Origin of the sequence: Thermofilum sp. (genome assembly GCA_038741495.1) — an archaeon.
Taxonomy (GTDB): Archaea; Thermoproteota; Thermoprotei; order Thermofilales; family Thermofilaceae; genus Thermofilum.
The window spans coordinates 223,078-245,663 of the sequence record JAVYKX010000002.1; the positions used below are offsets into that span (position 1 = coordinate 223,078).

A 22,586-nucleotide genomic window follows, 5' to 3' on the forward strand; every position below is an offset into this window, starting at 1 on the left:
ATCAGAAACTTAGGGAAGGGGGAGTAAAGGATCTCTCACAGTGGCAGCTGTCTGTACACTCTCCCTAAACTCTCAGCGAGCCTGAGCAGCTTCTCCTCCAACTCGTCAACCTTTTGCTTGTACTCGTGCTTTGTAATTCTTCCTCTACGGTACAGTCGCTCGACCTCCAGTAAGCTTTCCACACAGCTGTTAATTTCGCTCTCTATCGTAGCCAGAGTTCCGAGCGCTTTCTCTCCCCGTTGTCCGAGTGTTGTTAAGAAAGCTCGTAGCTCCGAGCTAAAGGCGGAGTCGCGCCTCATGTGACTATTTAGCAGGCTGATCATCTTGGTCGTTCCAGCGCCCCTCGCTCTGTACTCTCTAAGCTGCTTAACCAGCGTAATAATGTCATTTCTCCAGTCTTCAATAAGTTTCCTGACCTTCTCCGCAGAGCCCTCCTCGGCTGCCTTCTCGAGGACCGCCTGCTCCTTAGGTCTCTCCTTGCGGAGTACTAGGTAGCCGGCCGCTCCCACAACAGCTACTGTAATCACAACTCCTATGAGCGGTAGGAAGCCTCCCGAGGTTTGCGCGAAACTGGGCGTTACTCTGACGGGTGAGTACATACCAGGCTGCAGCAGTGGGCCTGCAGGTGGCAGTGAGTAGCATTGCATCGAAGAGCCCACTTTTTCAACTCTAGAAGCGCTTGGGCTAAGGGTAGCTGTTCCTTCGATGCACACGCGCACTGTGTAGTTCTGGATAAAGGGGCCTAAGCCCATGTACGCGTCTACGGTCCCGTTCAGAGGGGACGAGTAGCGTAAAGTGATTATGCTTCTTTGACCTGCACCTTGCAGAGCGGGTAGAAGGCTGATGACGATGAGTGTCTCGTTCTTTGCAGAATACTGACTAATGTACCTCGAAGGATACTTGAAGAGAGATGCCTCGACAGCGTCGAGCGTGAAAGCTGAAGGAAGTGTTAGCCTCAGGCTGGTGGTAGGCATTTCTCCCTCCGATACTAGGTGTAAAGAGTCCACATACTCTACCTTACCGGGTGATAGCAAGATCGTTCTATTGAGGAAAGTGACTCTCACCATCTGCACGCTGCTCAAAGGAGCCCATGCACGTACAACGTCGCAAGCGCTCGGCACAGCGGTTAAATTGTACTTCACCACTCCTTGTGAACTGCTTCCGAGGATGGTCTCTACGGTAAACGCTGTGCCGATGGTGAAGCTACCCGTGACGTTCGTTATCACTCCGAGAGGCGCTAGAGGCACAGGTAAAGCGACTGAAAGCGTGGTCGCGTTAGCAGATAACGCGCTGATAACTAGCGTAACATTTGCCTCAGTAAACTCTCTAGTAAACTCGAAAGTCAGAAGTTCACCTGAAACGCGTCCACTTACCTGTTGGCCATCAACCCTAGCAAACGCGAGAAGAATTCTGTCTCCAAAGTCGCTAATGTTTAGCGAAAAACTGTTCACAGGTCTCGGGAATTTAACGCTAGCAAATAGGAGCGCGTAACCATACTCTATTCGACCTTGAATACTCATGTGCGCTAATTCTGCGGTGCTCTGGCTCGCTTCTTGCGCACTCGCTGTGCGCGCTAACATAAGGACTACTAGGAGCAGGATAGCCAGCCTCTCGACGCGCATCGGAGGCGAAGCGATAGACAGGCTTAAAAAGTTAAGTGATCTGCTTTCCCGAGGTCTAGGGTCCTACGTAGTCCTCTACTCTGGGTAGCTTCTTCGGAAGTCCTTTCCTCTCCCTAATAGCGAGCACAAGTTGTTCAAGCTGGCCTGAAGGTACCGGCGCCCACTTCAGGAACTCGTAGGCAAAGAAGGCCCTACCCTGAGTCGCTTCCCTGAACTCATCCGCGATGTTGAAGCTCTCCGCTACTGGGAGCTCTGCTAGCACACGCATTACAAGGCCCTTCTCCTCCATCGATATTATCTTACCTCTGTGCCTGTTGAGGACGGTTAGTGCTCCGCTTAGCTGCGCTGACGGTACTTTGATGTCCACTTTCAGTATGGGCTCCAGCAAGGTGGGCTTCGCGGACAAGAACGATGCCATGATGCTGTTTTTAGTTGCCGGCATAATCTGCGCGGGACCGCGGTGCGCAGGGTCTTCGTGGAGCACCGCGTCGACAAGCACGACCTTTACTCCACGCACCGGCTCCTGGGCGAGAGGGCCTGCCTCCATCGACCATCTGAAACCTTGAACTATAGTGTCCCGCACTTCCCTGAGGTATTGAACGCCTGTGGTGCGGTTGACGATCACGTTGAAGTTCTCGTCGATATCCCAGATGTTTCGGGCCTCGTCCGTGTCCCAGCCAGCGTACTCGCGGAGGATATTTGCTCTCTCACGCCAGTCCTGGTCCGCGTAAACCTTGCCCTCCTGCATGAGCTTTATAGTCTCCTCGTTGAGAGGCTCGGTGTAGAGGTACAGCTTATTGTGCTTGTTCGGCGATTTACCCTCGAAGACTTCGCCTTTCTCCCTCACGGTCTCTCTGTACCGCACTATCGGCGGAGAGGTCACTATATCCAGCCCGGTCCTCTGCTTCAGATCCCATAGCGTGATCTCGAGGTGCAGAGTTCCCACACCGCTTATCAGGTACTCACCGGTCTCCTGGTTGATGTAAACCTTGAGTGTGGGGTCCTCGATCGCAAGCTTCCTTAGAGCGTCTACCAGCTTGGGTAGATCGCCGCTCCTCTTGGGCTCGATAGCTATAGTGACTACGGGCTCCGCGACGTAGGCAAGGTGCTCGAAAGGCGTCATCACATCCTTGAATCTCGAGTCAACTACGGTCTCCCCGGCACGCGCTTTATCAAGCCCTAGGATAGCGACGATGTTCCCTGCAGGTACCTGCTCTATCTTCTCCCTGTAGGGTCCCATGTAGAGGCCCACTTGCAGAACTTTCCCAGTGTCCTTCGCGTTAACAAGATAGACTTCTTGCCCCTCCACGACAGTACCGCTGAATACCCTACCGGTTGCTACCTGACCAGCGTGAGGGTCTACGGTGATCTTACTCACGGCAACGACTGTTGGCCCCTCCGGGTCGCACTCCAGCATGGCTTTCCCGATTTCGCTGCTTAACTCTCCACGCCATAGCCGAGGCACTCTATACTTCTGAGCTTCGCGAGGGTTGGGGATGTGCTCTACGACCATGTCGAGGAGAGCTACGTAGAGGGGAAAATCTCGTGCCAACTCCTCGTGGTTACCGTGCTCGTACGCGTCGATTATGTAGTCGAACTTCACTCCTTTCTCTACTGCTATGGGTACTGTGAGTCCCCACTTGTGGAGGGCGCTGCCGAAAGCAACCTGGCCCTTCGCGATGTCAACCTTCCACTTATCTCTAAACTCTTTGTCTGCATAAAGCTCTATCAACCCGTTAAACTCCTTCACGATTTCCACGAATCTTTGTTGAATCTCTCGGGGACCTAGCCGAAGCTCCTTGATAAGCCTATCCACCTTGTTTATGTAGAGGAGAGGTTTCACGTACTCTTGTAGTGCTTGGCGCACAACGGTCTCTGTCTGAGTCATCACGCCCTCCACAGCGTCTACGACAACTATGCCGCCATCCATCATTCTCAAACTGCGCGTGACATGGCCCGTAAAGTCAACGTGTCCGGGAGTGTCCACGAGATTTACCACGTAGGGCTTATTCTCCCACTCGTGGTACAGGGATACGTTCGCCGCTTTCACGGTCATCTGCCTTAGCTGCTCAATCTCGACGTAGTCCAGCGCCAAGGCCTGTCCAGCAACCTTAGGGCTAAGGATGCCGGCACCCATCAGGAGAGAATCCGAGGTCGTTGTCTTCCCGTGGTCTACGTGGGCTAAGGTGCCGATGTTCCTGACCTGCTCGACGTTTCTCATGATTTTTGCAATCTCCTCGACTTGCTTGTACCTGGGCACGCAAATTTCACCTCGTTCCCGCGAGGGCAGAATGGCTTTTATTCATTACCTAGCATCGAGCCTTTCCTGCGGCTCGGATACCCACGGAGCGTTCAATGGGGCTTCAAGCGCTTCGATGCCAAGCACGTCGGGGGGGCGAGTCAGGTGCCTGTAGGATCTGGGGCTAGGGAGGTAAACACCAGGCTCCAGCAGGCGCGGCTTCACTGCGGTATTCTTCCTATCGCTAGAGGACCGGTACCCGCACTTTGAGCACTTGAATCCCTTTCCACGACCCGCGGACTTCATCCTCGCTCCACAGCGCGGGCACAACGGGTTATAGATCACTTCGAGGGGTTGAACCTCGATAACCCGGAGTACCTCCGCGTTTACAGCGAGCCCCCGCTGCGGGATTACGCCCCCGCCAACTTCGATTAGGTCGCCTTCTCTAAGCAGTTTGGCAGCTTTCCTCAACCTGCCCGTTTCCCAGAAGAACATAGTGTCGATACAGCCTGTTGAATCGCAGACCGTCAGCTTTACGTGTCCTCCCTGGAGTACTCTCGGGCGTGAAGCAACTCTGCCCTTTACCAGCACAGAGTCGTAAGGGTGAATATCCGCTATACTCTTGAAGCGAAGATGAGCCTGAGTTGCCTGGTTAGTTTTGTAGATAATCCATTCTCGCAGGCCATGCTTCTTTTCGAGAAGAGAGGCCGCTTCTAGAAGCAAGTTCGGGTCTAACCCACGCAGCCCCAGCACAACTGGAGTTTCTCCCCCAGGCGCTGCGAGAAGGCGCCTTTCAGCGTAATCGTAAGTCGAGAAGAGAAGAGGTCTGTGCTTCTTGTCAAGCTCGAGGAGCGTTGGTAGCAGCTCCCGCTTATTCACACCGCTTTTCGTCCTGTAAACAAGGAGCTCGTAGGTGAAGCTTGCCATCTTGAACGCGCCTATAGCGGCGGCAGCGCCCACAATCCCTCTACCCTTATGTGCCGCTGAGAGAATCTTCCCCTCTGATACCAACTTATCGAGCACTCTTTCAGCGAAAGTCCTTGGAATGAACTCGTGCAGAGCACGCTCGTAGAAAGGCCTCAGCTCTGCTAGAGCGTCTCTGGTCGCTACAAGTAATCCGGGAGAAGTTTTCCCATGTTTCTCGGAAAGCGACATCACTGTGCTCTCGCACTCCTCTACAACCTTATCCACATCTCTAGCTTCCACATCGACATGAAGGGAAACCGCACCGTTGCCTCTCGTCTTAACAGGAACATTGGGGTTAAGCCTAACCAGGTAGGGGAGGTCGAGAAATCTCACTCCTCTGAGCTTCAGCTTGAGAGCAATCAAATAACCTAGGTAAGTTGTGCACCCGCTTCTCGGCGAGTCGGTGTCATCTAAGCCGATGTGGAGCTCCATCTCTCAGCGAATGCTCTCTACAGCGTATAAGTAGATGCCGTCCAGTATGCCGGGTCCACTGCCCTCTCTTCCATGCGGGCTTCGGGCTCTATCGCCGGTAAGGTGTGTTGATAGATGAATGTTGGCTGCTGTCTGGGCTACCGCGTCTTTGTCGACGCCCTCGACGATAATTTCTTCTTTCTCGACTTTCACCTTCACTCCGGGTAGTACGGTGGCGTAGCGCTTACCTCTCTCCCCTAAAAAGTTCTCGATTACGACGCGGTTGTTCTCAACTTTCACGTTCATCGGGAAGTGGGCATAAACGATTTTCAGCTTGTACCTGTACCCTTTGGTAACACCCTCAATCATGTTCTCTATGTGAGCAGCCAAAGTGTTTACTAACGCATAATCTTTCTTAGTAGCGTTGAAAGTCTCCACGACAACAGCACCGTCTTCGAGCTTCACTAGGATATTCTTAGCGTGCGAAAAGTCTTTCTCCACACTCCCAAGAGGTCCACTCACCACGACTCTCTTTCCCTCCACCTTCACCGACACGCCTTGAGGTACTTCGATTCTTCTTACCACCCGGTAGACCCTCATAAGGCTCGAAACAGAGGGAGTCGATCGGTATTTAACCTTATAGCAAGACCAGTAGTCCGTTTACCTGCCCTTCGCTCGAGCTGTAATGCCGGCAGAATCGCTAACGAGGGAAGCAAGGGCAGCGCAAAGGATATACCACTGAACCTTTGCTGTCTTCCTGGCGGGGGTGCCCGAGCTAGGTCAAAGGGGGCGGACCCCTCCGGGGCCCACACTCAGGATTGCATAATGGGAGCTCCGCTGGCGCTGGCCTGCCCGGGTTCGAATCCCGGCCCCCGCACCATCCTTTTCCTGAGTGCTTCCCGGAGCCGCGCTTACCTTAGCGCGATTACCGATATTTCTACTAGGGCGTTGCGGGGTATCTCTGCTTGGACGGTTACTCTAGCAGGCTTCGATTCAGAAAAATACTCGGAGTAAACTTCGTTGAATTGGCTGAATAGGCTGAGGTCCTTCAGGTATGCTATCACGTAAACGACTTTACTCAGATCAGAGCCGGCCGCCTCGAGAATTGCTTTCACGTTTTCGAGTACCCTCCGTGTCTGCTCCTTTATATCTCCGGAGACTAGCTGACCCGTAGAGGGGTCTATGGGGATTTGTCCGGAAACGAATACGAAAGGCCCCGCAGCTACTGCCTGGCTGTAGGGGCCAATAGGTTTAGGAGCTTTCTCCGTGAACACTACGCTCTTCTTCTCCATACCCTAGCTCACCAAGGTGAACTCCAAGCCTAGCTCTTTAAGCTTCAGCAGAAGGATCTCTACAGACTCACGCGAGGGTACCTCAAGCCCCAGCGTAACCTGCGCCATGCCGGGGTTAATGAGCGGATTAAGCCTCTCGTGATAGATCTCGATTATGTTGAAGCCGAGCTCCGCTATGGGGTCGACAACTCTCTTCAGCTGGCCGGGCTTATCGGGTAAAATCCCTTGGATTCGGACTTGCCGCCCCTCCAGGAAGAGTACCTGGTTTATGATTCTCGAGAGAAGCGAGGGGTCAATGTTCCCGCCGGAAATCACGCACGCCACTTTCTTTCCCCTCGCATCGTACGCGCCTGACGTTAGTGCAGCTACGGAGAGAGCACCTGCAGGCTCTGCTACCGTTTTAGCCCGCTCTAGAAGTAGAAACACAGCTTTAGCGATCTCTCTATCGTCTACGACAACGATGTCGTCTACAAATTCTTGTACGAGCTCAAAGGTGAGCTTTCCGGGCTTTTTCACGATGACTCCGTCCGCGATGCTGAAGACGCGGGGTGTTTCTACCGGTTGCCCGTGGCGGTAAGAGAGATACATTGAGGGGGCTCCTGTCGGCTGAACGCCGATCACTTTTACTCGGCTGTTGAGCCTCTTGAGAGCGATAGCTATCCCTGAGATTAGCCCCCCGCCTCCCACAGGCACCAGAACGGTCTCAACATTGGGTAGATCCTCGTAGATTTCTACCCCTATGGTGCCCTGCCCCGCGATTATCTCGGGATCGTCGAAGGGGTGCACGAGAGGGATTCTTTCCTTCTCAGCCAGCTCAACCGCGTAAGCGTAAGCTTCATCGTAGGTATCTCCATGGAGAACCACCTGCGCTCCGTAGCTTCTCGTCGCGTTAACCTTGTAGAAGGGTGTATGCTTCGGCATAACGACGATTGCTTTAACTCCGAGGACTGATGCCGAGTAGGCGACGCCCTGAGCGTGGTTTCCGGAACTTGCCGTGACCACTTTTTCTACTCTGCCGGCCTGCAGAAGCTTGGATAGCTTGTAGTAGGCACCTCTAACCTTGAAAGCCCCTGTTTTCTGCAGGTTTTCGAGCTTTAAACTAACCTCAGCCTTCGCGATATCTGATAGCGTTTTGCTGAAAACGATTGGTGTCCGGTGGACCGCCGGCTTGAGAATCTCCCGGGCTTCCTTTATTCTCAGCGTAATTTCCTCTGCTAGCTTTTCTCCAAGCACAAACAACTTACGGTCTTGCGTGATTAAAGTCTTTTACCGGATAAGAAAAACTTGAAGCGTTCTAAACCACCTCTTTAACGTTGGCGAGTACCTGCTCTGCCCTACCCCTAAGTTCCCACCTGTCTCTCAACCCGTTAAAGCCCGGCTTCTCTATGAGGAAGGATACGGCTGCTGCAGCATAGGCCGCAGCCTCCTTCACGTCACCGGAGTTCATGTATTCGATTGCGAACACAGTAGTGAAGACGTCTCCTGCGCCCGTCCTGTCAATAACCTCGGAGGACTTAGCTGCCGGTACGTAGTAAACCCTCTGGGAAGTCGCAACGTAGGCTCCCCCGCTGCCCATAGTGACTAGGGACATTCCCGCCCCATCTTTTACGAGCTTCTCAGCTAGCTTAGGAGGCTCAGCGTCGCCGTAGAGTACTCTAGCTTCGCTGACTTCAGCGTGAGTAATGTCGGATAAAGGTATGATAAGACGTGCTTCGGGTGTGGAGACGAGCTTAACTCTCCTCTTCTCGTCGATTCTCCTAACGTAGCCCTGTAAGTCACTAACTGTGAGGGCGGCTCTCTCCGCTATCTCTTGAACGGCATCTGGAGGGATCTCTCCGATTAGAGCACCGATTATAACAGCACTACCTCTGATCTTCTCTAGCGGGATATCGCCTAGAAGTATATCCTCGCACCTCGTAAGCAGGTAGGAGATCCTTTCATCGCGCTCGTACACGTGCTTAAACTTAGTCGTGGGCATGCTTCTCGAAACCTGTATATGAGAAATGTCCACACCGCTTCTCGAGAGGGACATGAGGTACTCGTCAGGGAAATCCAACCCTATCTTAGACACTATGTGAGGCCTGGCGCGATGCTTCATCGCGGCAAAAGAACCGTAGGCCACGGTTCCACCCATCTTTCTCCTCATGCTCCCCTCCGCCACTATTACGTCGACTACCAGGTGCCCTACCAGAAACACGTCCATCGGCGCCAACCCTACGCTAAGCTGAGCGTGTGCAAAATAACCTTAACTACAACTCTTCGGCTTCAGCCCCTCGTAGGAGAGCTTCTAAGGTCTCCTTCTTAATCCGGTACGAGAAGTATGAAGCTCAGCAGGTAGATGGTAACCAGCGCGATTGCTACGCCATCCAGAGCTGTGAAGCGCAAGCGAATGTAGGACGTAGGTTTCCTCGAAGAACCGAAACCACGTGCTTCTAGGGCTTCGGCAGCCATCAAGCTCCTTCTCACTTCGAATATTATCAGTGGCACCATGAGGTAGACGTAGTTGCGCACCCGCTGGGTAAGGCTGCCTTTCTCCAGCTCAAAACCTCTGCTCTGTAGAGCGTGCATTACTGACTCCACATCTAGTGCCAGGGTTGGAACGAACCTGAAGGACATAGTTATCAGCATGGCGTACTCTCTGGGGAGGTGGGCGCTCTCAAGCATTAATGATACTTCATCCGGGGATGTTGTCATGAAGAATAGCGATAATGAAGTCGAGAGGGTGAGAAATCTTAAAGCCATCAAAGCAGGCCCAACCCATCCGGGCTGAGGAGCTGTAATGTAGTTTAGCACGAATATCAGGAGCGCTAAGGGGGCTGTCGCTCTTAGTATGCTGACGAACCTAGCCCCCCGTCTTGCCACAATAGCTATACAAGCGGCGGTGGCCAGCAGGAGCGACTGCTTTAGGAGCGATTGGCTGTATAGGGATAGGAAGGCGAGCGTGAGCGAGATGAGCGCCCTAGAGCGCGGGTCAGTCTTGTCGATCGGTGTGTTCTCTTTCTTGAATTTGAGTGCTCTGAGCGCCTCGATTTCAACCACCCTGCTTAAGCTTTGAAAGCAGCTGCAAGCTCAGCTCGTCCGGTCTCCAGAGCACCTCTGACCCGTCCATAATCCCGTGCTTCTTCAGAACCGCGTATATGCGTACCATCTGCGGTGGGAGTAGCCTAGCTTCTCTTAGAACCGTCTGCTTGCCGAGTATCGCTTTTGGGGGTCCTTCAGCTATCACTCTACCCCTCGCCATGAGAACTACCCTATCGACATGCTCCGTGACAAACTCTACATCGTGTGTCACCATCACAATGGTCTTACCCATTAGGCGTAGTTGGTGTAGAAGCTCGGAAATTTTCTCTTTCTGCAAGTAGTCCTGCCCGGCAGTCGGCTCATCGAGCACTATGATTTCCGGGTCGTAGGCTAGGACGGAAGCTATCGTGAGGCGCTTTCTCTCACCGACGCTCAGGGAGAACGGGGATCTATCCCTATACTCCCACAAGTTAAGCAGGTTGAGAGCCCACTTTACCCTCTGCTCAACAACTTCCTCCGGGAACTTGAAGTTCCTGAGCGCGAACGCGACTTCGTCGTACACGCTTTCGGTGAAAAGCTGGTGGTCCGGGTTCTGGAAAACTAGCCCCACTACCCGCGAGATCTGCGCAACGCTGGCCGTTCTCGTATCCATACCTTCTACGAGCACTCTTCCCCTTGTCGGCTTCAGTATGCCGTTAAAGTGCTTAATCAGCGTAGTTTTACCGGCGCCGTTCTCACCCATGATAGCTAGAATCTCACCCTTTCTAACCTCAAGGCTTACTCCTCTCAGAGCCTCCACTCCACCCGGGTAGGTGTAGTAAACATCTTCCACCTTAATGGCTACTTCCCCGTCCCCCTCCATACCCCCTCCCTCGGAATAGCTCCACTATCGCTAGGGCGATTTTCTCAGGGGAGACACCGTTAGGCGATATTTCTACACCTCCCTCCTCGAGTAGCTCGAGCAGCTTAAGCGCTGGCGTGAAACCTACGATGTGCCCATACCTCTTTAGGGTGCTGTAAGGACTGCCATCTTCCACGATTTTTCCATCCTGCATCACGATTACTCTTGTGGCGAATGGTAAAGCGACCTCTAGCCTATGCTCTATAACTATAGCTAGGACGCCTTCCTCCGAGACCTTTCTTCTAACGAGCGCTAGCACGTGAAGTGCTGTTAAGGGGTCCAAGTTCGCTGTAGGCTCATCTAAAACAAGTATCCGGGGGTTCATCACCATGACAGATGCGATAGCTACCCTTTGCTGCTGCCCACCGCTGAGCTCGAAGGGGCTCCTGTCCCTCAGCTCCAGTAACTGGTACTCTCTCAGAGACTTCTCTACTCTGCGCACTATCTCGTCTCGCGGAAGCCCGAGGTTCTCGAGACCGAAAGCCAGCTCTCGTTCAACAGTGTTAAAGAAGAGCTGATTCTCAGGGTTCTGAAAAACAAAGCCTACGCACTCGGCAAACTCGTAAGTAGGGTGTTCTCGAGGGTCGAGACCGCAAACGTTGATGCTGCCGTGAATCTCTCCACCGTAGAAATTCGGTATCAAGCCGTTGAGCACGCGTGCTAGAGTGCTTTTCCCGCAGCCGCTGGGTCCCGCCAGGAGTATGAACTCTCCCTCCCTCGCGGAGAGGTTTATCCCTCTTAAAGTCCAGTCCGAAGCACCCGGGTATCTGTAACTGAGGTCTGAAATATCTACGAGCATGGTATTCAAACCTCCAACCCCGACTTACTTCGCGGTAACTATCTTCACCACCATCCGGTGAGTTAGCTTTTCCTGAGCGCTCAGCTTGCGGCCTGTGAGTGCATCCACCGCGAACGCGAATTTCTCCCCTAGCTCCGAGTGGATCTCGAAAGCTAGGTCTCTCGCCGTAGAGTCGCGGTGAATAAGGTACACGTCGGGGAGGACGTTACCCTTGCTGTCGGTTAGCTTTTTCTCGTTCTCGACAGGAAACACGGCTATCATTTCCAGCAGGTCAAATACCGCTCTGTCGAGAGCTTCCTGAACCCCCGTTGAGCCATAGGGCTTGAGGACGTTTTCGCGAATATACTCTAAGGCTTTCAGCTGGCTGGGGGTGGGCTGTCCAACGATATCGAAATCTGGGGAGCCGGGGATATAGTTTACGATTCCAGCCTTTGCAGCCCTCTTGAGGGCGAGCTCCGCCTCAGCTGATGTCGGGACTATAATGTACCTGTCTCCTAGCGCTTCTCTCATCCTCTTGATGTTATCAGCCGCTACAGGTATGTCGATTTTGTTGGCAGCTAGAAGAATCGGCCTAGCTGCGCGGCGTGCAGCCTTCACCAGCTCGTAAAGATCCTCTCGACTCCAGCTTGTCACCCTCTTTCCCTGTAGACCTAACTCTTCCATCACGCGCTGAGTAACTTGAGGCTTGACTCCTAGTCCTGCAAGCCGAGAGTATAATTCTTCGAAGTTCTTGGAATACTCGATGGTTTTCGCCAGCCTATCCCAGTCGCGGGATATCACCTGAAGCATCCACATCTCTATCTCCCTCTCGAGGAAAAGAACGTCTTCGATCGGGTCGCGGGTTCCAGGCTTCACTACTCTGCCCTCTTCATCTGTTGCGCCAGCTGCGTCCACCACGTGTATGAGAACTGGAGCCCTGCGCAGGTGATCAAGGAACATATTTCCGAGGCCGCGTCCTCTCCAAGCATCGGGGACGAGCCCCGCCACATCGATTAACTCTACTGGAACAAAACGCCACCCCTCCACGCAGACAGAGTTCTGAGGGTTATCGATAACGCCCAGCTCCTTGCACACGCACCTGACTTTAACGTACCCGATCCCTCTGTTAGGCTCGACCGTCGTGAAGGGGTACGGTGCCCTCTTTACCTCCAGGAGAGTTGCAGCGGCGAAGAATGTCGATTTCCCAGTATTCGGTTTACCTACTATGCCTACTTGCAGCACATCACCACCTGCGATGGAAAGATGCCCCGAATATTAACACCGGTGTTCAGGCCGTTAAATCTCCGCGCTTTAAAGCGAACCGGGAAGGTTTTAAGCTTTCTTTAATAACTACTCAACTCGTAGGAGCTTAACCTCTCCCCCGCCTCTAGTGCTTTCAGCCACTTTCTCGATCAACGCTGATTGCATTCCTGCAGGAATCTCGAGCTCGAGGTTCAGCGAGCCATCGCTCCCGTAACTCTCCTTTACTATCTTACCCATCTTCGAGGCAAGAGCGCGAACCTTGCTAGCGTACTGCGGGGGAGAGCTGACGAGAACGAGAGCTCTAGCGATCTTTAAAGGTAGTATCATCCGTAGTTTTTTCAGTATCTCAGCTACCTGTGTCTCTACAGGCTGGAAAGGATCGACACCGACTTTTGCTTCCTGGAGAGCTAGCTCGATTCTTTTCGGCGGTATCGGAGTGTTAGTTCTTGGGTCTACGGCGTTTCTCGCTATGAACTCGATTATCTGGCGCCTCTTAGCTTCTATCAGCTCTCTTCTTTGCTCTGAAGTTAGGAGGAGCTCTCCTTTCCTCAGGATCAGCTCTGCCACCTGATATGGGTCTGAAGTGCCGAAGAACTTTTTCAGCTCCCCCTCCGAGGCTTTCAGCCCCTGACGGGCATCGTAGTATATGAACTCGCCTTCGACTATGTCCCGGATGTTAATCTGCTCGCCGCTCTTAAAGAGCCAGGCCTTCTCTACATCAACAAATATCTCAAAACGCTTACCACCCTTCTCGAGCCTTGCTACTGTTAAGCGGCGCTTTGACATCACTAAGGCACCTACAGCTTTGCTAAAAGCTCCGCGACCTTATCGTATGTGAAAACTGTGAAGGACCGGTTTTTCGCATCGATCGTCGCGAGCTCGATGTTCTCCGGTGAAAAGCCTTCCTCCATGGCCTCCCGAAGACCCCGCAGGGCAAGGAGCACTGCCTCTTCCACCTTCATATCGTCCCGGTATTCTTTCACAAAGAGGTCCATAGCTTTCTGGGCGCCTGCGCCTATAGCCTTAGCCTTGCACTTAAGGTAGGTCCCGCCCGGATCCGTCTGAATCAGGTGAACTCCGCGCCTATCAATGCCGGCGAAGAGGAAGGCTACGCCGAAAGGTCTCACGCCTCCGTGCTGGGTGTAAACTTGCTTGATGTCGCAGATTCTCTTTACAAGCATCTCCACAGGTATGGGCTCCCCGTAGACCAGCCTGTGCGTTTGCGCGTAGATCCTAGCCTGGTCGATTAACACTCTCGCATCGCCGAAAAGCCCAGCGAATGCCACACCGATGTGATCGTCAATCTTCTTTATCTTCTCAGCGCTCTCCACGAGGGGCGAGGTGCTCCTCTTCTCTACAGCGAGCACGACACCGTCGACTGCCTTTACACCAAGTGCCGTCATTCCCCGTTTAACAGCTTCGTAAGCGTACTCCACCTGGTACAGTCTGCCTTCAGGGCTGAAGATCGTTATCGCTCTATCATACCCGGCCATAGGGGCAGCAGGGAACATGGACTCTCGAGCTAGTGAGACAATCACTCTTATATCCTTGTTCCTTTTCTCTTGACCGGGAAGAGGCCTCAAGGCTACTCAGGGTTTCTCGAGAAGGGTCACGAAGAAGCCTGGCGTGTCGTTAACCACAGGGTCGAAGAGCAGGCCTGGAATGCCGAGCAAGGGTTTTCTAACGTTGAGGTAATTGGCGGGCTTCACCCTAAAGCCCAGCTCCCTAGCGGCGTAGACGATGTTAAGCTCGTTTTCGAGAGGCGATATAGTGCACGTAGAGTAGAGTAGCAGACCCCCGTGCCTTAACACCTTGTAAGCCTCAGAGAGGAATTGTCTCTGGTAGTTAGCGAGCCTGATGACGTCCGAGTGGGTTCTCGAGTAGCGAAGCTTAGGTCTAACACCGAGGGCGCTGCAGGGAGGGTCGAGGATCACTGCATCGAAGCTGTTCGTACCGACAACCTCCGAGATGTACCTGGAGTCATAGATAAAGGTTTTCAGCGACCTTAACCCCAGCCTTCGCGCGTTCTCCTGTATGGCTTTGACCTTCTCCTCGCTTCTGTCCACAGCAACGATCTCTCCCTCATCGCCCATCATCTGCGCTGCATGGGTTGCTTTGCCGCCAGGGGAAGCGCACATATCGAGAACTGCCCAGCCCGGCTTAGGCGCGAGAACCTTTACGGCTATCATGGAAGGAAGCGACTGGTGATAGATCAACCCATCACTATAAGCGCGATGATCCCTAAGCGACTCAACCTTGAAGACAGACAAGGTTACTTCGACGGCTTTCCCCCTACGCTTCGAGAAAATCTCGTCCGGCTCCATAACAAGCACCCCCTCTGCTACCGGCCGGCTGTCCGGGCTGAGAACGGTCACTTGATCGCCGGGGAGAGCGTTTTCTACCTTTATGACGCCGGGGGCGTAAACGTTAGCACCCACGTAAGCGCTCTCTGCTGTCGGGTAGTCGACGAAGACCTTTCCTCTATGCACTCTAACGGTGTTGGGACCCTTGACCTTTAGGTATACCGCCTCGTGTACTTCCGGGTGGGTAAAAACTTCAAGCCCCTCTTCGCGCAGCGTGTATACGAGCTCCTCCCTTGTGATTTTAAGCGTGTTGACCCTTAAGAAGTAGCGAGATGCTGGAACTGCTATGCCCGCTAGGAGCCTTTCGAGGTACATTCTGCTGTAAAATCTACCCAAATACTCTCGCATGCTCTCGTGCAGGGTGAGGTTAAACGCGGTCACGCTCATCGCCGCTGCTGCTGTTCCTCAATCGCAAAAGTTTAAAAAACGGTTTTTATGCTGCAACTCTGCAGATGAGCGAGAGGTGAGCGAGATGTCCAAGAAGCCGTTTTACGTGAAGTTCGAAGTACCGCCAGAGTTAGCAGAGAAAGCTTACCAGGCTCTCTCAATTGCTCGTGAGAGAGGCGGCAGGATAAGGAAGGGAGTCAACGAAACCACTAAGGCTGTTGAGAGGGGCCAAGCGGTTCTTGTCCTCATAGCTGAGGATGTAGACCCACCCGAGGTCGTAGCGCATCTCCCTCTACTCTGTGAAGAGAAGAAGATCGCTTACGTGTACGTCCCCTCTAAGGAAAGGCTTGGCAAAGCTGCTGGGATAAACGTCGGCGCTTCTTCCGCTGCGATAGTCGAACCGGGCGAGGCGAAGTCCCTGGTGGATGAGATAATAAGGGAGGTCAGCAGTATAAAGATAAAGTCTTCAGCCTAACACTATACTCAAAAATGCTTAAACTACACTGAAGCAAGCTTTCTCTTAAAATGCTTAAACCTCTTTCTTCTTACATGACTTGCCCGCCACTCAAATGCTCACCTCACCTGCTTCTCTCTTTGGCGCCGTTAAAGCGGCTGACAGCCGGGAGAACTGAGGGGTGTTGAAAAGCAGTTTCCGCTCCATATCGTTCCATCGCTTTGCAGGGGTGAGCATCAAGGAAGAGGGTGAAGGGGGTGGCGGTGGAGCGGATCGCGTAGTAATGCTTTTAACCTGTTCGCAAGAAGCGCACAAGGCTAGCATGGCGGACAAGTGGAGTGATGCTGTTCCTGCTGAAGTAGTGCAGATAGTAGGGAGAACAGGGGTAACGGGTGAAGTGACTCAGGTGAGGGTGCGCATCCTAGAGGGCAGAGATAAGGGTAGAATCTTAACGCGTAACGTGCGCGGTCCCGTCAGGGTAGGGGACATAGTGCTACTCCGTGAAACCGAGAGAGAGGCGCGCAGAATAGCAACTCGGTGATAGCGTGAGCCTAGGATTAGAAGAAGAGAAAGTGTACCGGTGCCTGCGCTGCGGGTCTGTCTTCAGTAAGAAAGACCAGATACTTCCAGGTTCCCGCTGCCCTATCTGTGGTTTCAGGATCTATGAGAAGGTTCGCCCCAATGTTCCTAAGCGGCTGAAGGCTGCTTAGCAGTTATCATGGCTAGGAAACTTATTTAAACTCCTGCTGCGCTAGATGTGTCGCTGCCAGCCAGGTATGAGTGCTGAGCTGCTTGAGAGTATACTTAAAGGCGTTTTCAAAGAGCAGCAAGTTGTCAAGATCAGGGTTGAAAAGCGGAAAGGTAACAGAGACGTGACCGTAATCACAGGCCTCGACTTTAAGGATCCGGAGATGAAGAGAATGCTTTCCGAGCTCAAATCGCTCCTTGCCTGCGGAGGAACAATCAAAGATGACCACATGGAGCTCCAAGGTGATCACCGGCACAGGGTTAAAGAGTACTTGATTCAGAGAGGTTACGCGGAGGGCAACATCATAGTCGAGTGAGGGGGCTGCTATCCAGAGTTAGCGTCGCATTTACTTTTCGGAAGGTTTTTCTACCACCTTACCCTTTTCCTCTAGAAACTTCATGTCTGCTGAGAGTAAGATCGCAGAAGAGTCTATCGCGGTGATCGCGAGACTTCGACGAGAGCTAAACGCTGCTACCAAAGAGTTTCTGGTCAAGTTTCACAGCTTATACCCGGATGCGTTCCGCGTTTATGAGCCTCTGGTCGATATCGAGGAGCGTGACAACCACATTCTCGTATACATGGATGTTCCAGGCTTTAGGAAGAACGAAATTAAGATCATGGTCACCGAGGACTTCGTCGAGGTCAGGGCGGAGAAGAGCGAGGATAGGGTGCGGGAAGAGGATGGCCGGAGGTACCTTCAAAGAGAGAGATTCTACAGGAGAGTTCACAAGCGGGTAGAGCTCCCCGTCAAAGTTCGACCCGATAACGCTAGAGCGAGGTTTGAGGACGGTGTTCTCACGATAATACTCCAGAAGAGCGGGGAAAGGCGCGAGGTTGAGGTCAGCGTAGAGTAGACATCTTAGCGGGCCTTTAGGCAAAGTTTTTAAAAAAGCTTGAGTGAGGCTGCTGCGGTGAGAGCTGGGTGAGGGTATTCGAGATAGGGCGTGTCTGCGTTAAGACTATGGGACGTGAAGCCGGCAGAAAGTGCGTCGTAGTAGATATCATAGATGACAAGTTTGTTCTAGTCACGGGCCCGAGGAGTTTAACGGGCGTTAAGCGAAGGCGAGCTAACGTGAAGCATTTAGAGCCGCTGCCTCACAGGATACCAATCGGGAAAGGTGCGAGCGACGAGGCCGTGATGGCTGCTCTGGAGAAGGCCGGGCTCCTCGACTTTATGAGAGAGCCTCTCAGACCATCGCTTCAGACCCTATTTTAGCACGCTGAAGCCACTTCCCTAGACTTGGGAGTGCTTTAATGCTTGGAAATTATCTCCGACCTCCGGTGGAGCGCGAGGTTTTGATAAAGGCAGAGGAAGAAACTGACTACTCCTACGGTTGGCCCCCTCACCAGCGCCCCGCGGAGGTTCATCTCAAGTACTCTGTGGTGAACCTCGACAAGCCAATCGGGCCCTCCAGCCACGAGGTAGTCGCTTGGATACGACGCCTGCTGGGGATCGAGAGGGTCGCTCACGCGGGCACGCTAGACCCGAAAGTTTCAGGTATTCTGCCGATAGTGCTGAACAACTCGCTGCGGGTTCTCCCAATTCTCCTTAAGGAGGATAAGGAGTACGTTTGCGTTATGCGGCTCCACGGAGACGTCGACTATGCTAGGTTAAAGAGCGCAGTTGAGCTCTTCCGCGGACCCGTGTATCAGCGGCCCCCCCTCCGCTCTGCCGTAAAGCGCGTTCTAAGGGTTAGGAGAATATACGATATACGGTTACTCGAGGTGGATGGGAGGAGTGTCCTCCTTCACGTGTGGTGCGAGTCCGGCACTTACATGAGGAAGCTGTGCCACGATATAGGTGAAGTACTCGGGGTAGGTGCTCACATGCAGGAGCTTAGAAGGGTCAGGTCGGGGGACCTTACAGAAGAAACTCACCTTGCTTCTCTTCACGACGTTGTTGATTCCTACGAGATGTGGAAAGAAACGGGGAAGGAAGACTACCTCAGAAGGGTTTTCTTACCAGTAGAGGTAACGGTTCAGAGCCTCCCGAAGGTCTGGATACGCGACACAGCCGTGGATGCGGTTTGCCGCGGTGCCCCTTTAACAGTTCCTGGTGTTGTCAAGCTAGACAGTGGGATTAAGGTGGGATCGACTGTCGCCGTGTTGTCTCTTAAAGGTGAGTTGGTCGCGGTGGGAGAGGCCGTTATGACTAGTGATAAGATCCTGTCTTCATCCTCAGGCGTTGCGGTTAGGCCAAAGTGTGTGGTCATGGACCCCGGTACCTACCCGAAGGGGTGGAGCCGCAAGAAGAGCGTCTCCTGAGCTCTTAGCAGAGTAGCCAGGCAAACTTTTAAACCGCGAACACACGTTCAGGGGCGTGGTTTCCTTGCAGCGCAGGGTTGCGATGTTGAGAAGGTTCATGGGCGTGCTCACGCTTGCTGTAGTCATCGCGGGGGGTTACTTTTCCTACAAGATATACGCTTACATCGTGAACCTGGAGCCCGGGAGCTTAGAGTCGTACCAGAGCTGGATGAGCACACTCATTTACCTTCTCTTCATTCTCTCAGCTGCTTACGTCCTGATTTCAACCTACGAGAGAAGAGCTCGAGAGTCGTGAACGTGATAAGGGAGGATAAGCTCCTTCAAAGTATCCTTCCTCTCTTCGGCATCCCCAACGAGGACGCTGCGCTTCTCGAGCTTTCAGAGCCGGGAGTAGTCGTTAAGGTGGACTCTTTCGAAGCGGAGCTCCACATGTTTCCCTTCATGGATCACAGGCACGCCGGGATCAGAGCTGTTATCGCGCCGGTGAGTGATGTGCTCGTTAAGGGCGCGTACCCGAAAGCAGCCTTAATCTCATTGCGGGTACCGCGAGACATGAGTGAAGAGGCTGTCCAACGCCTTCACAGGGGTGTTCTAGAGGCAGCATCTAGGTACGGGCTACGGGTTCTGGGCGGTGATACCGACGTAGCTCCCGGGGGCTCTCTAAGGCTCGATGTGTTTGTTATTGGCACTCTCAAAGGGAAGTTTCTCAAGAGGGGTGGCGCTAAGGTGGGCGACCTCGTAGCCATAACGGGAAGGGTGGGCTTGTCAGCCGTGATGCACGCATGGGCTTTCTCACCACAGGATATCGAGTGCTCACTGCGACGAGAAGATGTCGAGGGGTTCGTGTGGGGAAATATCCCCGAGCCTGGCAGGTGGCTTTCCTACACGAGTTGCGTAAATTCGGCGATAGACAATAGCGACGGGCTTGCTCTAAGCCTTCACTATCTCGCCGAAGCCTCCGGTGCAAAGATAGTCTTGAGCAACGTTCCTTTACATGCTAGACTAGTCGAGTGCTTCGGCGAGGAGAAAGCAACTACACTAGCGCTCTACTACAGCGGTGAAGAGTATAATTTCATCTTCACAGTGCCTCCCGAGTGTGAAGACACCATCAAGATGCTTGGCGCCACGGTGATCGGGAGGGTCGAGGAAGGCCGGGGGGTGGTCCTCGAGGGAGGTGGTGAAGTGAGCCGCTTCGGCTGGGTGGGAGGAGTAGGCTACGCGGAGAGAGTATGAGGCTTGTCGTCATCGTTGACGGCTACACGGACGAGCCGGCGGGGCTCGGGGTACCGCCCTACATCGACATTTATCCGAGGTACATTGCCGGAGCTGTTTGGCATGCAGATAGAACAGCCAAAGTGCTGTACTTTACCATCGATAGCATTCGAGGCGACTACTTCTCGTTCCTGAAGGCCGCGTCCAAAGCCGACCTTGTAGTCTTCATAGCGGGGGTCGTCGTCCCTGGTCGCTACATAGGCGGAAGACCCGCGACGTATGAAGAACTGGCGAGGCTTCCCCGGTCGCTGAAAGGGCCCGTGAAGATACTCACCGGGCCTGTAGCGCGCTTCGGCTTGGGAACTAGAGGAGGAGTTCGGGCCATTCCCAGAGAGGAGTTTGAAACTCTGTACGACCTCGTTGTGCCGGGGGACGGGTGGCTGGCGGTATACGAGTACGTGAAGACGGGGAGCCTCGAGGGGGTCAACCCTTACTCTACTTCTAAGGATTACAGCCTCGTTGAGGAGTTCGCAGTTAGAGGCGCCAGGATCGTGAACCAGCATCCTAATGCCGGCCTTAACCTTGTTGCGGAGGTGGAGACATACAGAGGCTGTCCGCGGTGGGTTACCGGCGGTTGCTCTTTCTGCATCGAACCGAGGTACGGGCGCGTCATCACGAGGAACCCCAAGGACGTTGCGAGAGAGATAGAGGAGCTCTACCGTCACGGCGTTAGAGCGGTGCGTCTGGGAAGGCAGGCTGACTTCCTCACGTACATGGCTAAGGGCGTTAATGAGAGCGAATTCCCTGAGCCTTCGCCGGAGAAGCTTGAGGAGCTTCTAAGGATGGTTAGGCTGGCTGCTCCAAGCCTTGAGGCGCTTCACATAGACAATGTAAATCCTATGACTATAGCGGTTCACAGAGAGAAATCGGTGAGAGCGCTGAAGGTTCTGCTGAAGTACCATACACCAGGCGATGTGGCTGCCTTCGGTCTAGAGACAGCCGATCCCGTGGTCTCCAAGATGAATAATCTCGGTAACGACTCGGAAAGCGTTCTTGAAGCTATTAGAGTGGTTAATGAAGTTGGGAGGCGCAGAGGCTGGAACGGTCTCCCCGAGCTCTTGCCAGGGGTGAACTTCGTTCTCGGTTTGCCCGGCGAGACTAGGAGTACGTTTGCAAGGAATAAGGAGTTTCTAGAAAGGCTACTTCAAGAAAACCTGCTGGTGAGGCGGGTAAACGTCCGCGAAGTGCTACCACTGCCGGGAACGCCCGTGTGGAGAGTAGGAGATGAGATTGCTCGACGCCATAAAAGGTACATCCTCTCTTTTAAGAGGTGGGTTCGCGAGTATTTTGACGAGGTGATGATAAGGAGGGTTTTCCCGCACGGTACCCTACTCAGAAGGTGCTTCGTGGAGGGAGTTTCGGGGAGAGTGAGTGTAGCCCGGCAGGCGGGTAGCTACCCGGTAACTTGCTTCGTTCACGAGCCTCTCAGGCAAGGCGAAGTTATCAACGCTGTAGTCGTGGGCCACAAGTCCCGTTCGCTGGTTACCGTAAAACACCCAGTTTCCGGGGAGCGGTCTCTAAAGTATCTCTCCAGGTTTTTGAAGCGGGAGGAGCTGGAGGAGGTGCAACGAGGCGAAGTTACCAGCTCTAAGGTCCTCTTCTATCTCGGAGCGAGAGAGATTCACGGGAAAAGGGTTCTCTGAAGCTGTACGAGCTCGATGCCGGTAGTTTCCTCGCCCACCAGCGCTCCTCTATCGTTTGCGATCAGCCCTGCCCGCAAGAAGAACCTACCGCGATTTACTGTCACAACGTTTGCAGGCACCCTGAATAAGCTGCTAAGCTCCTTCATCTCTTCCTCGCTCACGAGCGGGGGAAGCGCGAGGCCATTGTTCGTCACCACCGCCAGTGACCCGACGAGCGGCGATCCGGCTATTAAGCCGCTCTCGCAGTCCAGCCCGAGCACATCTGCAATATCCTCAGCCGCATCTTCCAGAATGCTGCTAACCATACAACCTTTGTCGCTAGTCAGCACGAGGTTACCCAGCCCTGTTTCTCTCACTTCTTTCAAGACTGTGACGTTGAGCCCTGCCTGCCCAGCAATGCTCTTTAAGAGCTCGACCTCCTCATCTCTCGCGACGCGCGGCAGGATAATTCCGCTGTCGTTACCGGCGATGAAAACACCAAGCAGTCTAGAGCCGGCTACGGAGACTCGAAACGTCTCCACGCCGAGAACTTCACGTACCTGTTTTTCCAGCTTTTCCGGAGCATCGGGGGGTAGGAGCGCTATTTTATTGTTAGCGTAAATGTAGACACCGATGTTCGGACTTCCGAAAACTGCTGCAAGCTCAACGCTCATCTAGCTTCCTCTTCAGAGGCTGTTTCCACCGGCCGCAGTTCGACGCTTACTATCTCACCTTCCTCGACGTTCACCTTTACGCTGGCTTTAACACGCCTAGGCGGCTTCTCCACGCTCTTAGCCCAAATAATCTCGTTTAACTCTCTGCTTACTGCTACATCACCAGTGTACCGGAAATGCCGCCTCACGAAGTCCTTGAGCAGCCTAATAGCCACCTTTGCCCTCTTCTTCCTGGGCGCCCTGTAGGCATCCCTCAGGGGGATTGTATACGTGAACACGTGCTCGCCGTCAGGAAGCTTTCTCGGCAT

The 22,586-nt window shown here is 53.5% G+C and carries 25 protein-coding genes and 1 tRNA gene; 10 read left to right on the forward strand and 16 right to left on the reverse strand.

Going from position 1 to position 22,586, the window contains the following annotated elements; all coding sequences use genetic code 11:
- Positions 1-35 precede the first annotated feature (35 nt).
- The 4 genes from QXU72_05925 to QXU72_05940 are packed head-to-tail and all read right to left on the reverse strand — an operon-like array spanning position 36 to position 5,838.
- The gene (locus QXU72_05925; protein MEM0494777.1) at positions 36-1,622 is read right to left on the reverse strand and encodes a hypothetical protein; all 1,587 of its coding nucleotides are present in this window, start codon (positions 1,620-1,622) and stop codon (positions 36-38) included.
- A gap of 55 nt (positions 1,623-1,677) precedes the next feature.
- Complete coding sequence (locus QXU72_05930; GenBank protein ID MEM0494778.1) at positions 1,678-3,882, reverse strand: elongation factor EF-2; 2,205 nt, start codon at positions 3,880-3,882, stop codon at positions 1,678-1,680.
- A 45-nt stretch (positions 3,883-3,927) separates the two neighbouring features.
- A complete protein-coding gene (locus QXU72_05935) occupies positions 3,928-5,259 on the reverse strand; it encodes a tRNA(Ile)(2)-agmatinylcytidine synthase (protein MEM0494779.1) in 1,332 nt (443 codons plus the stop codon).
- Between the two features lie 3 nt (positions 5,260-5,262).
- On the reverse strand, positions 5,263-5,838 hold the full coding sequence (locus tag QXU72_05940; protein ID MEM0494780.1) for a 50S ribosomal protein L6: 576 nt from the start codon (positions 5,836-5,838) through the stop codon (positions 5,263-5,265).
- Between the two features lie 160 nt (positions 5,839-5,998).
- Between QXU72_05940 and QXU72_05945 the strand changes: the two genes are divergently transcribed.
- Positions 5,999-6,118 (forward strand) — tRNA-Leu (locus QXU72_05945).
- Positions 6,119-6,149: 31 nt separating this feature from the next.
- Here the strand turns inward: QXU72_05945 and QXU72_05950 are convergent.
- The 10 genes from QXU72_05950 to QXU72_05995 form a co-directional block, all read right to left on the reverse strand.
- Positions 6,150-6,530 carry a RidA family protein gene (locus tag QXU72_05950; GenBank protein MEM0494781.1) on the reverse strand — a complete coding sequence of 127 codons (381 nt, stop codon included), beginning with the start codon at positions 6,528-6,530 and terminating at the stop codon, positions 6,150-6,152.
- A 3-nt stretch (positions 6,531-6,533) separates the two neighbouring features.
- Positions 6,534-7,763 carry a threonine ammonia-lyase gene (gene ilvA / locus QXU72_05955; GenBank protein ID MEM0494782.1) on the reverse strand — a complete coding sequence of 410 codons (1,230 nt, stop codon included), beginning with the start codon at positions 7,761-7,763 and terminating at the stop codon, positions 6,534-6,536.
- 61 nt (positions 7,764-7,824) lie between these two features.
- Positions 7,825-8,742 (reverse strand): PfkB family carbohydrate kinase, encoded by a 918-nt coding sequence (locus QXU72_05960; GenBank protein MEM0494783.1) that lies wholly within the window; start codon positions 8,740-8,742, stop codon positions 7,825-7,827.
- A gap of 89 nt (positions 8,743-8,831) precedes the next feature.
- Positions 8,832-9,569, reverse strand: a complete 738-nt coding sequence (locus QXU72_05965; GenBank protein MEM0494784.1) for an energy-coupling factor transporter transmembrane component T — start codon at positions 9,567-9,569, stop codon at positions 8,832-8,834.
- Positions 9,562-10,413: an ABC transporter ATP-binding protein gene (locus tag QXU72_05970; protein MEM0494785.1), complete on the reverse strand. Its 852-nt coding sequence runs from the start codon at positions 10,411-10,413 to the stop codon at positions 9,562-9,564. The genes QXU72_05965 and QXU72_05970 overlap by 8 nt, the downstream gene beginning before the upstream one ends.
- On the reverse strand, positions 10,385-11,251 hold the full coding sequence (locus QXU72_05975; GenBank protein ID MEM0494786.1) for an ABC transporter ATP-binding protein: 867 nt from the start codon (positions 11,249-11,251) through the stop codon (positions 10,385-10,387). Before QXU72_05975 ends, QXU72_05970 begins: the two co-directional genes overlap by 29 nt.
- A 24-nt stretch (positions 11,252-11,275) precedes the next feature.
- A complete protein-coding gene (locus QXU72_05980) occupies positions 11,276-12,472 on the reverse strand; it encodes a redox-regulated ATPase YchF (protein ID MEM0494787.1) in 1,197 nt (398 codons plus the stop codon).
- A gap of 108 nt (positions 12,473-12,580) precedes the next feature.
- Positions 12,581-13,279 carry a ribosome assembly factor SBDS gene (locus tag QXU72_05985; GenBank protein ID MEM0494788.1) on the reverse strand — a complete coding sequence of 233 codons (699 nt, stop codon included), beginning with the start codon at positions 13,277-13,279 and terminating at the stop codon, positions 12,581-12,583.
- A gap of 11 nt (positions 13,280-13,290) precedes the next feature.
- Positions 13,291-14,004, reverse strand: coding sequence for an archaeal proteasome endopeptidase complex subunit alpha (psmA, locus tag QXU72_05990; protein ID MEM0494789.1), 714 nt, complete (start codon positions 14,002-14,004; stop codon positions 13,291-13,293).
- Positions 14,005-14,082: 78 nt separating this feature from the next.
- A complete protein-coding gene (locus QXU72_05995) occupies positions 14,083-15,243 on the reverse strand; it encodes a methyltransferase domain-containing protein (GenBank protein ID MEM0494790.1) in 1,161 nt (386 codons plus the stop codon).
- Between the two features lie 85 nt (positions 15,244-15,328).
- Here QXU72_05995 and rpl7ae point away from each other — a divergent pair, with 85 nt between their 5' ends.
- The 9 genes from rpl7ae (at position 15,329) to QXU72_06040 (ending at position 21,625) form a co-directional block, all read left to right on the forward strand.
- The gene (gene rpl7ae, locus QXU72_06000) at positions 15,329-15,718 is read left to right on the forward strand and encodes a 50S ribosomal protein L7Ae (GenBank protein ID MEM0494791.1); all 390 of its coding nucleotides are present in this window, start codon (positions 15,329-15,331) and stop codon (positions 15,716-15,718) included.
- Positions 15,719-16,019: 301 nt separating this feature from the next.
- Positions 16,020-16,238 carry a 30S ribosomal protein S28e gene (locus QXU72_06005; protein ID MEM0494792.1) on the forward strand — a complete coding sequence of 73 codons (219 nt, stop codon included), beginning with the start codon at positions 16,020-16,022 and terminating at the stop codon, positions 16,236-16,238.
- 235 nt (positions 16,239-16,473) lie between these two features.
- Entirely contained in the window at positions 16,474-16,761 is a 288-nt protein-coding gene (gene yciH / locus QXU72_06010) for a stress response translation initiation inhibitor YciH (protein MEM0494793.1), read from the forward strand.
- A gap of 82 nt (positions 16,762-16,843) precedes the next feature.
- Positions 16,844-17,299, forward strand: coding sequence for an Hsp20/alpha crystallin family protein (locus QXU72_06015; GenBank protein ID MEM0494794.1), 456 nt, complete (start codon positions 16,844-16,846; stop codon positions 17,297-17,299).
- A 68-nt stretch (positions 17,300-17,367) separates the two neighbouring features.
- On the forward strand, positions 17,368-17,661 hold the full coding sequence (locus QXU72_06020; protein ID MEM0494795.1) for a 50S ribosomal protein L14e: 294 nt from the start codon (positions 17,368-17,370) through the stop codon (positions 17,659-17,661).
- 65 nt (positions 17,662-17,726) lie between these two features.
- On the forward strand, positions 17,727-18,710 hold the full coding sequence (locus QXU72_06025; protein MEM0494796.1) for an RNA-guided pseudouridylation complex pseudouridine synthase subunit Cbf5: 984 nt from the start codon (positions 17,727-17,729) through the stop codon (positions 18,708-18,710).
- A 55-nt stretch (positions 18,711-18,765) separates the two neighbouring features.
- Positions 18,766-19,005, forward strand: a complete 240-nt coding sequence (locus QXU72_06030; protein MEM0494797.1) for a hypothetical protein — start codon at positions 18,766-18,768, stop codon at positions 19,003-19,005.
- Positions 19,002-19,943: a thiamine-phosphate kinase gene (locus QXU72_06035; protein ID MEM0494798.1), complete on the forward strand. Its 942-nt coding sequence runs from the start codon at positions 19,002-19,004 to the stop codon at positions 19,941-19,943. The genes QXU72_06030 and QXU72_06035 overlap by 4 nt, the downstream gene beginning before the upstream one ends.
- Complete coding sequence (locus QXU72_06040; protein ID MEM0494799.1) at positions 19,940-21,625, forward strand: radical SAM protein; 1,686 nt, start codon at positions 19,940-19,942, stop codon at positions 21,623-21,625. Before QXU72_06035 ends, QXU72_06040 begins: the two co-directional genes overlap by 4 nt.
- Here the strand turns inward: QXU72_06040 and QXU72_06045 are convergent.
- Both QXU72_06045 and QXU72_06050 read right to left on the reverse strand, forming a co-directional pair.
- Positions 21,604-22,278: a translation initiation factor IF-6 gene (locus tag QXU72_06045; GenBank protein MEM0494800.1), complete on the reverse strand. Its 675-nt coding sequence runs from the start codon at positions 22,276-22,278 to the stop codon at positions 21,604-21,606. The genes QXU72_06040 and QXU72_06045 overlap by 22 nt on opposite strands.
- Positions 22,275-22,586: a 50S ribosomal protein L31e gene (locus QXU72_06050; GenBank protein MEM0494801.1), complete on the reverse strand. Its 312-nt coding sequence runs from the start codon at positions 22,584-22,586 to the stop codon at positions 22,275-22,277. Before QXU72_06050 ends, QXU72_06045 begins: the two co-directional genes overlap by 4 nt.